General features: G+C 71.7%; 12 protein-coding genes and 1 pseudogene. 7 read left to right on the top strand and 6 right to left on the bottom strand.

From position 1 onward, the window contains the following. The first annotated feature begins 45 nt into the window (after window positions 1-45). The 5 genes from ACZ5GT_RS30135 to ACZ5GT_RS30115 all read left to right on the top strand — a co-directional run bounded on the left by ACZ5GT_RS30135 (window position 46) and on the right by ACZ5GT_RS30115 (window position 5,631). The gene (locus ACZ5GT_RS30135; protein WP_469032432.1) at window positions 46-1,281 is read left to right on the top strand and encodes an MAB_1171c family putative transporter; all 1,236 of its coding nucleotides are present in this window, start codon (window positions 46-48) and stop codon (window positions 1,279-1,281) included. 58 nt (window positions 1,282-1,339) lie between these two features. Then, window positions 1,340-1,822: a toxin gene (locus ACZ5GT_RS30130; protein ID WP_469032364.1), complete on the top strand. Its 483-nt coding sequence runs from the start codon at window positions 1,340-1,342 to the stop codon at window positions 1,820-1,822. Next, a complete protein-coding gene (locus tag ACZ5GT_RS30125; protein WP_469032362.1) occupies window positions 1,819-2,988 on the top strand; it encodes an MAB_1171c family putative transporter in 1,170 nt (389 codons plus the stop codon). Before ACZ5GT_RS30130 ends, ACZ5GT_RS30125 begins: the two co-directional genes overlap by 4 nt. Continuing rightward, window positions 2,985-4,172 carry an MAB_1171c family putative transporter gene (locus ACZ5GT_RS30120; RefSeq protein WP_469032360.1) on the top strand — a complete coding sequence of 396 codons (1,188 nt, stop codon included), beginning with the start codon at window positions 2,985-2,987 and terminating at the stop codon, window positions 4,170-4,172. The genes ACZ5GT_RS30125 and ACZ5GT_RS30120 overlap by 4 nt, the downstream gene beginning before the upstream one ends. Window positions 4,173-4,233: 61 nt before the next feature. Continuing rightward, window positions 4,234-5,631, top strand: a complete 1,398-nt coding sequence (locus tag ACZ5GT_RS30115) for an NAD(P)/FAD-dependent oxidoreductase (protein ID WP_469032358.1) — start codon at window positions 4,234-4,236, stop codon at window positions 5,629-5,631. A gap of 241 nt (window positions 5,632-5,872) precedes the next feature. Here ACZ5GT_RS30115 and ACZ5GT_RS30110 read toward each other — a convergent pair whose 3' ends face one another. The 3 genes from ACZ5GT_RS30110 to ACZ5GT_RS30100 all read right to left on the bottom strand — a co-directional run bounded on the left by ACZ5GT_RS30110 (window position 5,873) and on the right by ACZ5GT_RS30100 (window position 7,596). Next, window positions 5,873-5,992, bottom strand: a complete 120-nt coding sequence (locus ACZ5GT_RS30110; protein ID WP_469032356.1) for a hypothetical protein — start codon at window positions 5,990-5,992, stop codon at window positions 5,873-5,875. Between the two features lie 153 nt (window positions 5,993-6,145). Continuing rightward, complete coding sequence (locus tag ACZ5GT_RS30105; protein ID WP_469032354.1) at window positions 6,146-6,853, bottom strand: hypothetical protein; 708 nt, start codon at window positions 6,851-6,853, stop codon at window positions 6,146-6,148. Window positions 6,854-6,864: 11 nt separating this feature from the next. Further along, the gene (locus ACZ5GT_RS30100; protein WP_469032352.1) at window positions 6,865-7,596 is read right to left on the bottom strand and encodes a hypothetical protein; all 732 of its coding nucleotides are present in this window, start codon (window positions 7,594-7,596) and stop codon (window positions 6,865-6,867) included. Between the two features lie 296 nt (window positions 7,597-7,892). Here ACZ5GT_RS30100 and ACZ5GT_RS30095 point away from each other — a divergent pair, with 296 nt between their 5' ends. Further along, the gene (locus ACZ5GT_RS30095; protein WP_469032349.1) at window positions 7,893-8,213 is read left to right on the top strand and encodes a hypothetical protein; all 321 of its coding nucleotides are present in this window, start codon (window positions 7,893-7,895) and stop codon (window positions 8,211-8,213) included. A 354-nt stretch (window positions 8,214-8,567) separates the two neighbouring features. Here ACZ5GT_RS30095 and ACZ5GT_RS30090 read toward each other — a convergent pair. After that, a pseudogene (locus tag ACZ5GT_RS30090) lies at window positions 8,568-9,235 on the bottom strand (IS5 family transposase); the annotation flags it as partial. 246 nt (window positions 9,236-9,481) lie between these two features. Here ACZ5GT_RS30090 and ACZ5GT_RS30085 point away from each other — a divergent pair. After that, a complete protein-coding gene (locus tag ACZ5GT_RS30085; protein ID WP_469032346.1) occupies window positions 9,482-10,384 on the top strand; it encodes a hypothetical protein in 903 nt (300 codons plus the stop codon). Window positions 10,385-10,515: 131 nt separating this feature from the next. Here the strand turns inward: ACZ5GT_RS30085 and ACZ5GT_RS30080 are convergent, their stop codons facing one another. After that, entirely contained in the window at window positions 10,516-11,376 is an 861-nt protein-coding gene (locus ACZ5GT_RS30080) for an SMP-30/gluconolactonase/LRE family protein (protein ID WP_469032343.1), read from the bottom strand. Next, window positions 11,373-12,146, bottom strand: a complete 774-nt coding sequence (locus ACZ5GT_RS30075) for an IclR family transcriptional regulator (RefSeq protein ID WP_469032340.1) — start codon at window positions 12,144-12,146, stop codon at window positions 11,373-11,375. The genes ACZ5GT_RS30080 and ACZ5GT_RS30075 overlap by 4 nt, the downstream gene beginning before the upstream one ends. Window positions 12,147-12,169: the final 23 nt, after the last annotated feature.

Here is a 12,169-nt window from a genome sequence, read left to right as displayed (position 1 = left end):
GCCCTCGCCACCGCCGCGCTCGCCCCCGCCCAGGCCCAACTGGCGCTGACGCCCACGGGGTTCGTCAGCGAGTTCTACCCATCCTTCTGGTGGATCCCGGCCGGGGTGCTGACCGCCGCCCTGGCGATCAAGCTGCCCACCATCATCCGGCTGTGGGCCGACCCGATGCTGCGCGCCGTCGGCGGCCTGCTGGTGCTGGCCTGCGCGGTGTTCGTGTTCGTGGCGCCCTCGACCATCGCCCTGGTCAACCGGGTCACCGGGGTGCCGAACATCTCGGCGCCCTGGGTGTACTCGCTGCTGACCGCGTTCGGCGGATCGTGCCTGCTGCTCATCATCGCCTGGCGCAACGGACTGTCCGACCGCTCCGCGCAGACGACGCGCGCCACCCGCTGGGTCCTCGCCGTCTACTCTGGCGTGATCGCCGCGCTGTGGGTGCTGTTCGCGCTCGCCGACGCGCCCGTGGAGCGGCTGCGCGACCTGGACACGTACTACGCCGACACGCCGTACATGCGCGAGATGATCCTGCTCTATCTCCTCGCGCACACCGTGGCCACCGTGATCACCTCGGGCCTGATCTGGAACTGGGTGCGCACCGACGGGCTCGACGCCTGGCTGCGCTGGGGACTGAAGTTCCTCGGCGTGGGCTACGCCATCCAGTTGCTGTTCGACGCGGCCAAACTGACCGCCGTGGGGGCCCGTTGGGCCGGGCGCGAGCTCGACTGGCTCAGCACCGGCGTCGCGCCGCCCATCGCCTGCCTGTCCGCCATCCTCATCGCGGTCGGGTTCATCCTCCCGCACGCCGGCCAGTACCTGCACGACCGCTGGCGGGTACGGCTCGCCCACCACGAACTGCGGCCCCTGTACCTGCTGATGCGGACCGCCAACGGCAGCGGCGTCCCGTTCGTGCTGCGCTCCACTCCGGAGCTGCGGCTGATCCGCCGGGAGACGTTCATCCGCGACGTGCTGCTGCCGCTGGCCCGCCACATCGACGACGACCGGCGACGGCGGTCGTACGAGGCCGCGCTCGCCCTCGGCCACCAGCCGGGCCGGGCGAAGGCGCTCGCGTCCGCGCTGGCCATCCAGGACGCCGTCGAGGCCCGCCGCCGGCCGGACGACGGCGAGGGCGGCTGCGAACCCGGCTGCGACCCCGACACCACGGACCTGTTGCGCGAGATCGGCGCCGTCTCCCGGGCCCTGCGCCGCGGCGACGACCTGCTGGCGGTGCGCGCCCGCACCCGGGACGGCGGCGTGCGCGTGGCCGGCGGCCCGACCCCTCCCTGAGAAGGCAGAACGCGCGAAGGACTGCACGGATCACGGGGACATCTGAGAGTCTGTCGTGGTGCGGACCAACAGGGAGATGCGTCGCCTCGCCGACGCCCTCGTCGACCCCATACGCGTTCCGGTCCCCGCCGACCCCGAGGTCCTGCTCGCCGCACTCGTCGCCTCCGTCAGCGCCTGGCGCGGCCGTGAGGTCGTCGTCCACCGGGCCGTCTTCCCGCCGCACACCGCCAGCGGGCTGTGGCTGGAGCGGGACACGCACGACGACGTCGTCGTCGACCGGCGGGCCGCGCCCTGGCACCAGCTGGTGATCTTCTGCCACGAGGTGTGGCACATGAACCGCGGCGCGGCGAGCGCGGCCCGCACCGACTTCAGCCTCGCCGAGGAGCAGGAGGCCGACCGGTTCGGCATGCTGATGGGCGGCCGGCTGCGCACCTGGCTGGAGGCGTCGGCGGACTCCGTGTTCGCCGCCGGCGGCGACGACCCGCCGGACCTCGCCGGCCGTATCGGGGCCGCCCTGAACCACCGGGGGAGGCGCCGGTGAACGGCACGATCAACTACGTCAGTTGCGGCGCGCTCTGGCTCGGCCTGGTGGTCAAGGCCCCGGACCTGCTGCGCCACCGGCACGACCCGTACCTGCGGGCCATCTGCGGGGTGCTGGGCCTGGCCGGCCTCTGCTTCTTCCTCGGCGCGCCGCCCACGGTCGCGTACGTCAACGGCGTCAGCGGCGTGCCCAACCTCGCCGCGCCGCTGACGTACGCCTCCATCACCGCCTACAGCGCCGCCGCGCAGGTCCTGATCGTCTACTGGCGCGGCGGGCCGCACGTGCACCGCACCGCGCGCCGCTGGGTCGTCTGCTACGCCTTCGTGCTGCTCGGCATCGCCGTGACGTTCGCCCTCGGCGACGCGCCCGTGGAGCGCCGCACCGACCTGGACACCTATTACGCGACGACGCCCTACATCGCCGAGATGATCGTCCTGTACCTGGCCGGGCATCTCGCCGCCGCCGGCGTCACCCTGGTGTCGTCGCTGCGCTGGGCCCACGAGGTGGACGGCTGGCTGCGCGCCAGCCTGCTGACGCTGGGCGTGGGGACGCTGTGCAACGCCGGGTACAGCGTGTCCAAGCTGGTGGCCGTGGCGGCCCGCTGGAGCGGGCGGGACTGGTCGGTGATCGGCACCCGGGTCTCCCCGGCCGCCGCCGGGCTCGGCGCCCTGCTGACGGTCGTCGGCGTGCTGATCCCGCTGGCCGGGCCCCGGCTGACGGAGTGGCAGCGGTCCTGGCAGGCGTACGTGCGACTGGAACCGCTCGAACGGGAGCTGGACGGCGTCCTCACCCGCCGGGCGCTGCGGCTGCCGCGCCCGCGCCGGGCCTCCCCCATCACCCTGCTGGTGTGGCGGCAGACCAGCATCCACAACGGCCTGAGCCACCTGGACCCCTACTTCGACCGGTCCCTGTACGACCGTACGCACGACACCGCGCTGCGGGCGACCGGCGACCCGGCCCGGGCGGAGGCCACCGCGTGGGCGGCGGTCATCGCCGCCGCCGTCCGGGACGAGTCCGACCGGGTGCTGCCGGACGCCGCCGGGTGGCTGCCGGGCGCGGCGCCCGAGCCGGCCGCCCTGGTCCGCATCGCCGACGCGCTGGCCGCCTCGCCCCGCGTCTCCGCGGCCCGGGTGTGCCGGGGCGCCACCCCGACGGGCACCGCATGAGCCTCGTGGTGTACCTGGCCGCCTGCGCCCTCGCCGTCTCCTCCGGGGTGCTGTGCCGCCGGCCGCGCAGCGCCGCGTTCGACGGGCTGACCGTGTCCACCTGCGCGTCCGTGGTGCTCGGCGCCCTGGTCTTCGTCTGCTCGGCGCCGCTGACCCTGGCCGTCGTCAACGACCTCACCGGCGTCGCCAACTTCGGCGCCCCGCTGACGTACGGCATGCTCTCCGCCTACAGCTGTTCGCTGTTCGTGCTGCTGGTCAACTGGCGGGGCGGCCCGCGGGTCCGGGTCCGGCGCACGGCGCTGGGCTGCGTCGCCGCCTACGGGCTGCTGATCGCCGCCATCGTGGTGCTGTTCGCCCGGGCCGACGCGCGCGCCGAACGGCTGCGGGACCTGGACACCTACTACGCGAACACGCCGTACATGCGGGAGATGATCCTGCTGTACCTGCTCGGGCACACCGCGGCCGTCGTCGCGCTGTGCGTGGTGTGCGTGCGGTGGGGCCGTGAGGTGACCGGGCTGCTCAGGACCGGGCTGCGGCTGATCCTGGTCGGCGCGCTGCTGGACGGGGTGGGCTTCCAGCTCGCCAAGTACGCCGCCCTGGCCGCGCGGTGGACGGGCCACGACCTGGACTTCCTGTCCACGGACCTCGCCCCGCCGCTCGCCTCGCTCGGCGGGCTGGTCACCGCGGCCGGTTTCGTGCTGCCCCGGGTGCTGCCCGGCCTCGCCGCCCACTGGCACAGCCTGGGCGACCACCGGCGGCTGGGCCCGCTGTGGTCCCTGGTGCGGTCCGTGTCCACCGCGCCCGAACCGCCCGCCACCTGGTGGCAGCCGCCGCTGGCCCGGCTGCAGTGGCGGGAGGTGTCCATCCACGACGCCCTGCTGGCGCTGGCCCCCTACTTCGACGACCGGGTGCGCGAGCGGGCCCGCGCGGCGGCGGTGCGCGCGGGCCGGCCCCCGCACGAGGCGCGGGTGGCGGCGGAGGCGGCCATGGTGGCCGACGCGGCGCGCCGGGCCGCCGCGCGCGAGGAGCCGGCCGGCCCGCCGAGCGCGTACCGGCTGCACGCGACGGAGGTCCCCGGCCCGCGCGGGCTGGTGGAGCTGGCGCAGGCGCTGGCGGCGGCGCCGACCACAACTCCCGCCGTCAGCACGGTGGGCGAAGGTACCGTGAAGGCCGCCCCCGGCTGAGAGCCCGGTGGCCGAACACCCCGTGGACCGTGTGTCCCCGTCGCCGAGTGCGAGGAGCCCCATGTCGCGTAGAGCTGTCGTCATCGGTGCCGGCCTGGCCGGCATGCTGGCCGCGGCGGCGGTGTCCCCCGCCGTGGACGAGGTGATCGTCCTCGACCGCGACGACCTGCCCGAGGGGCCGGAGCACCGCAAGGGCCTTCCGCAAGGGCGCCACGCCCACCTCCTCATGGCGGGGGGTCTGGCGGCGATGGAGGAGCTGCTGCCGGGCGCGGACCTGCGGCGGCACCTGCTCGACCGCGGCGCCCGGGAGATCTCGCTCGGCCAGGACATGGTGGTGCGCACGCCCGAGGGCTGGTTCCGGCGCTGGCGCCATCCGGGGCCCCGCATGATCAGCTGCAGCCGGGCGCTGCTGGACTGGGTGGTGCGCGAGGTGGTGCGGGACCGCACCGGCGCCGACGTCCGCAAGGCCCGGGCGGCGGGGCTGCTGGGCGGCGCGCGGCGCGTCCACGGCGTCCGCGTCGAGACGGACGAGGGGGCGGCCGAGCTGGCCGCCGACCTGGTGGTGGACGCCAGCGGGCGGGGCTCACGCGTCGTCAGGTGGCTGGACGCTCTCGGCGTTTCGGGCATCCGGGAGCGGACCGTGGACGCCGGTCTGGTGAACGCCACCCGGATCTACCGCACGCCCGCGGGAGCCGAGCGGTTCCCGCTGACGATGGTGCAGCCCGATCCGTACGTCGGGCGGCCGGGGCGCAGCGGGATGGTCATGCCCATCGAGGGCGACCGCTGGATGGTCAGCCTGGGCGGCACCCGCGGCGGCGAGCCCCCGGCGGACCCGGACGGCTTCCTGCGCTACACGCTGGAGCTGCCCGACCCGATCGTGGGCCGGCTGATATCCGGCGCGGAACCCCTCACCGACATCCACCTCAGCCGCAGCACCAGCAATGTGCGGCGCTACCTGGAGAAGGCCCGGGAGTGGCCCGACGGCCTGGTCGTGCTCGGCGACGCGCTGGCCACCTTCAACCCGGCCTACGGCCAGGGCATGTCGGTGGCCGCGCTGGGCGCGCGGGTGCTGCGGGAGGAGCTGCGGCGTGCGGGGCCGACGTCGCCGGGGCTCGCCCGCCGGGTGCAGCGCGGGGTGGCCGGGCCGGTGGAGGCGGCGTGGGCCGTCGCGGTCGGCCAGGACATCTGGTACCCGGGCTCGCGGGGCGGGCGGCCGGGACCGGCCGAGCGCCTGGTCACCGCGTACTCGCGCCGCCTGACGAAGGCGGCCACCGGCTCCTACCCGGCGGCGGCCGCCCTGTGGGACGTCACCAGCCTCACCGCGGGCCCGGCCCGCCTGCTGCGCCCCGGCACCCTGCTCGCCACCCTCAACGGCCCCCTGCTGCCCCCGGCCCCCCGGCCACCGCTGTCGGAACCCGAACACAAGATCCTCCGCTCCCTGGACCACACGACGGGGTGACTTGCGGGCGGTCGCGGCGGGGGCTCGGGCCGCGCGGGGGTCGCGGGCGCGCGGGGGCGTGCCTGGAAGAAGGCGGGCGTGCGTGGGCGCGGGGCGGCTCGTACGCGGGCCGCGTGGGCCAGCTGTGGGGGGGGGCTGCCGGGACGCCCGCCGCCGGGCGGCCCGGGAGCCGCACTCGGCTCCGCTTCACGCCCCGCCCGCTCGCGGACCTTCCCGCGCAGCCGGTCGTGGAGTTCGGCGATCAGCCTGGTCTGGCACCAGCGGCGGAAGAAGGCGTAGAGGCGGTCCCACGCGGGGAGTCCACCGGCATCGCCCGCCACTTGATCCCGTTGTCCAGGACGTAGAAGACAGCATCGAGCATCTGGCGGTGGCAGCAGCCCTCAGGGTGCCCCCACCCCGGCTCTCCATCCACGCCGGCACCGGCAGCAGCGGCCTGAGTTCCACCCACTGCTCGTCTGTCAGATCCGTGTCGTACACCGGCGCCCGATCGGGCTGGTCTGCCCAAAGCCCCCGGTCAACGACCCGTGAGCCAATCCACCAAGTCGTAAACCGCACGACAGTAGGGGTCGTGGACGTCCCTCCTCATTCGCTCCAGCTCCCCCGTTTCCAGGAGAACCGGAAGCACCGCATGCGCTCCTGTCACGCCAACAACAGAGTCATCTTCGTCTCGAAGGGGAAGGTCGACACCGAACGGCGGAACGTCCTGTGATGTGGGCGTGTCCAAGTAGAGACGACACGTTGCCTGATCGAGAAGCAGGAAGCCACGCAGGCGCAGCTCCGCCGGCTCGTCCGGCTCCTCGGAGACGGAGAAGGCTGCTGCCGCGGCCTGCAGCGCATCCGAGAGATGGAACCGCGGCTGGTCGACGAAGCCGTGAACAGCGGCGGAGGCGTCGATTACGGGGATTCCGAAGGCATCACGCGGTGCCCACTCGACCTCACGTTCAGAGCAGGCGGCCAATGCGCTGCGCAGAGCAGCCACAAGGTCCCCTGAGGGAATGTTCGCGCCGTGTGTGTCCGTGAGTGGCATGTCGAAGGCAACAGACGTGTCCAGCCGCTCTCCGTCCCACAGAACGACGCGGCCGACACCGCGTCGATCCGGGGCATTCACGACACCACGCACGAGCCGAACTCCCTGCCCGATCGTGAACGCCGTGACGCTGCTCAGCATTTCCTGTGCCAGCTGCGCCTGCAGACCGGCCAGACCCGTCTCGTCCCACATCATCGATTGGTCCTTCACACTCGGTTCAACGCATCAGGGCACTTGTTGACACCCTGGCAGTAAGCTGTGATCACACCGATCTTGTCGTCGTGGTCAGCGAGCTTGTACTTGTGGTCGGCGGTCTCCCAGTGATACTGCGCAACGACCTTCACGCGAGCGAGAATGATGCCGACGCGGTCATACAACACCGCGCCGTACAGCTTCCGAGTCTTCGTGCTCCCACTTTCGGGGTGCTCACTCACCGCTACCTTGATGACTTTGCTGCTGTGGATGTTGTGCGGTCCGGAAAAGTGGACCCAGCCGAACGCTCTGTTGCCCTGCCGGGTAGGGATGTAGCGGCCGTCCGCGTCATGGCCGACGAACTTCACCACGCTCCAGTGACTGCTTGCAGCCTCATCTGCTGCGGCCCCCGCGTCATCCGCCACGGCAGTAGAGTCGGCCGCGGCGATGGCCTTCTCCGTGTCGTCCGCTACGGCAGAATCTGCCGGTGAGTCTGCCTCCGTGACGGCTTCGTACGTGAGTCCTTGCTGAGCGGCCTTGGCTGCTCCGAAAGTGTTGACGTACTGCTCGTCGGCCGCAAGGAGAAGTTGACCTCCCTCCGAACTGGCCGCTGCGTCAGTGTCAGCAGCACTGGTTCCCGCAGACGCTGAGGCCTGGTCGGCGACGTCGGGAGCATCGGCGTAAGCGGCAGTCACCCCAAGAACAACGGATCCCAACAGCGCAAACGAAGCCACTCCGGCCTTCACTCATTTCCCCCAAGTTCTGCATGAAAGAAGTTACTCACGTCAGCAATACATCGTGGTCAGCGGCGTAGCACACGATCAACGCACTGACGAAAAATCAGATCGTCCACGCAATTGAGTGATTTCTGAGCAACCATGACAACTGCCCTCACGGCTCCGCTCACGACTCTCTGCAACACGCTCCAGCAACGACTGCCTACGGCCACTGGGACGCGGCGCCGCCAAGCTCCTGGCCATGGCCGAGGACCTTCGCCACCACGACATCCGGCTTCGAACTCCTCACCGGACCGTTGCAAGGGGTGTACGACCCGTCCGGGCACGGCGCCGCCCTGTGCGCGGGTCAGGCGTCCGCCCGCGAGCGCGGCCGGCATGGCGGACGTCCGAAGGTGGTCGACGACTATATGGCCGCCTACGCGCGCAGCCTGCGGGCCAACGGCGTGCCCGTCCCAGAGATCGCCCGCAAGCTAGTTGTTACCTCGGGCAAGAACCAGGGCAAGCGCCCGTCGGTCGCCACCGTGTACCGCATCCTGGCCGAGAAGGACCCGCATCTGATGCGAACTGGACGCATTTTGCGCGGCGTTGACCGAGCGAGCATCGGGAAGCCGCTGATCAGCGGATAGCGGGGCCGCCGTATGGACAGGCCGGGCTCGCATCGTTGCACTTCACTCGATCGGGTGGCTGACCTGCCGTTCCGCTCCGAACTTCGCATCTGATGCGAGATTCTCGTGCCAGATGCGATCTACGGAGCGTGACAAATTGGCAGGCACCAACTAGGCGGCGCCGGGGGCCGCACGGCTGCACCTGGCAGACGGGGTGCCGCTGCTGCGGCCGGAGGAACAGGTCTTTGAAGCGATGCTGGACGGCTGGCGCAACCAACAGTTGGTGCGGAACCTCGCGCTGTCGACCATCAACGGCCCTGAGCGGAAGGTACGGGCATTCGCCACCCATGCGGACGCCTTCCCTCAGACGTCGTCTCATTTGGAGATTCTGCGGTAGCAGATGAGGCTGCAGGCGATGGCGGTGAAGGCGAGGAAGTGTTCGGCCTTGCGCTCGTAGCGCCGGTGCAGGCGACGGCAGTCGGCCAGCCAGGGCATCGTGCGCTCGATCGTCCAGCGGTGCCGGCCCAGCCGGGTGGAGGACTCGATGCCCTTGCGGGCGATGCGGTGGCGGATGCCTCGCTTGCGTAGCCATCGGCGCAGGTGGTCGTAGTCGTAGCCCTTGTCCGCGTGCAGCTTGGCAGGCCGTCGTCTGCGCGGGCCGCGGCGGGAGCGGATCGGCGGGATGCCGCGCACGAGCGGTTAGAGCGCCTGGCTGTCGTGCAGGTTCGCACCGGAGATGCTGGCAGAGAGGGGTAAACCGGTCCGCTCGGTGATCAGGTGGATCTTCGAGCCCTTCTCGCCCCGGTCGACAGGATTCGGACCTGTCAGGTCCCCCCTTTCAGGGCCCGCATGTTCACCGAGTCGATCGCGCAGCGCGACCAGTCCAGGTCTCCGCGCGAGCCAAGTTCGTCAAGGATGACGCGATGGAGCTTCGCCCAGACCCGAGCGGCGGTCCATTCGGTGAAGCGCCGGTGCGCGGTCGGCCCCGAAGGGCCGAAGACCGGCGGCAACTGCCGCCAGGTGCAGCCCGTCGTGGCCACGAAGAAACGCACTTCGGCGGTCCGCCACCTCGTACTCCAGGCCCCGCCCCCGTGGTCGCCCGCATGCTCGGCTACCACGACGACGCCACCGCCCAACTCGCCGCCGAGGCCGGAGGAACCTGGAGGCACTACGCCCCAGGCGACCACTCCAGGCGACACCCGACCCGAACTCACCAAGACGTACACCATGCAACACACGGCCTTTCCGGTCTCTCACCGGAGCCGAAACGAAAGGAACTTCACCGTCCCATGTCCATACCCCAGCCCTTGCGGGCGTGGCGTCGCCTTCGCGCCGAATCGGCCGATGCCCAGGTCAACGCCATACAAGAGAACCTGCGCACGCTGGGCTACTCCTGGATCGTCCTGCCCTTTCACCTGCGCGCCGCCCTCCGCAGCTACCACCTGTGGGTTGGCCGGGCACTCCTCCACAACGTCTGCCGCGCAGCCCTCGTCTACAGCCTCGTCATCGTGACCGTGGCCAGACACACCAACGAGCCGGTTCCTCCGGCGCTGGGGGTGCTGTTCTTCTGGATCCCCCTCTACGCGATCATCTTCACCATCGGGGCTCCCCGCCGAATGCGCCAGTACCAACTGGCAGCGACTTGCACCATCGCGATCAGAGCCTGCGCCGCCGCGACGACAGGAGGCAGCGACCGGCCGAGGGCACTGCGCTCTGCCTCTGCCGCCATCCGCTCGGTGGAGCGGGCCGTCTTCCGAGAGCATCGCGCACAGAGAACCGTGGCCTTTGGGCGCCGATCCCGGAAGGCCGCGCTGCGCGAGCACGCCGGAAAGGTCGTCGCCGCGCTGCGGGCGGCCGAGGCGCGGCTCGATGCGGCACATCAAGACGTGGCCCTGGAGGAGCTGACGGGTCTGCTGGTGGGTATCGCCTCCAGCAGTGCGGCGGGCCGAATCGGCCTGCTGCTGCCCGAGAGCATCACCAACCGGTACAAGGCGGTCCGGAACTACGAGCTGCTACGGCTCGTGGCCGCGGTGCTGATGCTCCTGGGCGCGGTGGTCGGAGTCGCGGTGGGGGAGGTTCCGGACGCTGTGGCCTGGCCTGCGATCGCTGGCGCAGGACTTCTCTCAGCGATCGTGGCCTTTGGCGCAGACTGGCGACGGTTTGTTCCTGTGATCGAACTCCTCCGGGGTTGACCGCTTCCCGATTGGTGGGCTATACGCCCCCGGGACAACAGTCACCAGCAGGCTGGGGTCCGTGGGGAAATGGCGATAGTTGAATACGCGAGGTCGCCAGTTTCACACCCCTCATTCCTCCCGCGTTCGGCTCACCCCGCGAAGGCCGGTTGTGGGAGGCCCTTGCCCGCGCCCGGGAGCACCAGCAGGGAGCCGGACAGGGCCAGGGGCGCGGTCAGGCCCGTGCGGGCGGTGGTGATGTACAGGTCGGTCAGGCCGGCGCCGCCGAAGGCGCACGCGGTGGGGCGCGGGACCGGCAGCTCGACGACGCGGTCCAGCTCGCCGGAGGGCGTGTACCGGCGCACCGCCGCGCCGTCCCACAGGGCGACCCAGACGCATCCGTCGGCGTCGACGGTGAGCCCGTCCGGGAACCCGGCGGCGTCCTCGATCCGGGCCAGCGTCCGGCGGCCGGTGACGTTGCCGTCGGTGTCGTGGTCGAAGACGTCGATGCGGCGGGTCGGCGAGTCGATGTAGTACATCAGGCGCCCGTCGGGGCTCCAGCCGATGCCGTTGCTGACGGCCACGTCGTCGAGCACCGGCCGCACGGTGCCGTCCCCGGTGACGCGGGACAGCGTGCCGCCGCCAGGGGCCTCGTCGTAGCGCATGGTGCCGGCCCACAGGGAGCCGTCGGGGGCGACGGCGGCGTCGTTGCCGCGGCGGCCGGGGACGGCCTCGCGGTGCAGCCAGCGGAAGGCGCCGTCCGGATCGACCAGCCCCACCCCGTCCCGCAGGTTCAGCACGAGCCCGCCGCCGGCGCGCGGCTTGGCGGCGCCGACGTGCTGCTCGACGACCCGCACGCCGCGGCGGCCGGTCGCGGGGTCGTAGGTGTGCACCCGGGAGCCGAGGATGTCGACCCAGATCAGCCGCTCGCCGTCGGCGTCCCAGGTGGGGCCCTCGCCGAGGGCGGCCTCGGCGAGCACGGCGACCTCGTACGTGGACGTCGTGTACGTCATGCGATGCTCCGGTGTCCGAGGCGTTCCGACAGTTCGGCCGCGCCCTTGGCGGCGAGTTGCTCCAGCTCGGCGCGGCGCTCGTCGCTCCAGCGGATCATGGGCACGGAGATGGACAGGGCGGCCACCACCCGTCCGGCGCGGTCGCGCACCGGGGCGGCGACGCAGCTCACGTCCGGGTTGGACTCGCGGTTCTCGACGGCGATGCCCCGCTCCCGGATCCCCGCCAGGGTCTCGCGCAGGGCGGCCGGGTCGGTGATGCTGTTCGGCGTCATCGCGGCGAGTTCGGCGCCGTCCGGGATGCGGGCGGCGAGTTCCTGCTCCGGAAGGGAGGCCAGCAGCATCTTCCCGACGGACGTGCAGTGGGCGGGCAGCCGGCGGCCGGCCGCCGACACCATGCGCACCGCGTGGGTGGAGTCCACCTTGGCGATGTAGATGACGTCGGTACCCTCCAGGATGGCCACGTGCACGGTCTCGTCGCAGGTCTCGGCGACGGACCGGGCCACCTGCTGGCCCTCGGCGGCGAGGTCCAGCTGTTCGGCGTACCGGCTGCCGAGCTGGTACGGCCGCACCCCGAGCCGGTACCGTCCGGGCTGACCGGGCACCTGCACGATGTACGACCGGGCGGCCAGCGTGGTCACCAGCTCGTGCACGGTGGTGCGCGGCAGCTGCAGCCTGCGCACGATGTCGGGGGCGGAGAGCGTCCCGTCCCCGTCGAGGAAGAGCTCGAGTATGTCGAGAGCCCGGGTCACGGCAGGTACAAGGCGTCCCACGACCGGCCCCCTCCCTTGGATAT

This window comes from Streptomyces sp. NPDC031340, assembly GCF_055569945.1.
The sequence above is the reverse complement of the archived record's forward strand: the minus strand, read 5'-3'. Positions and strand labels throughout refer to the sequence as shown.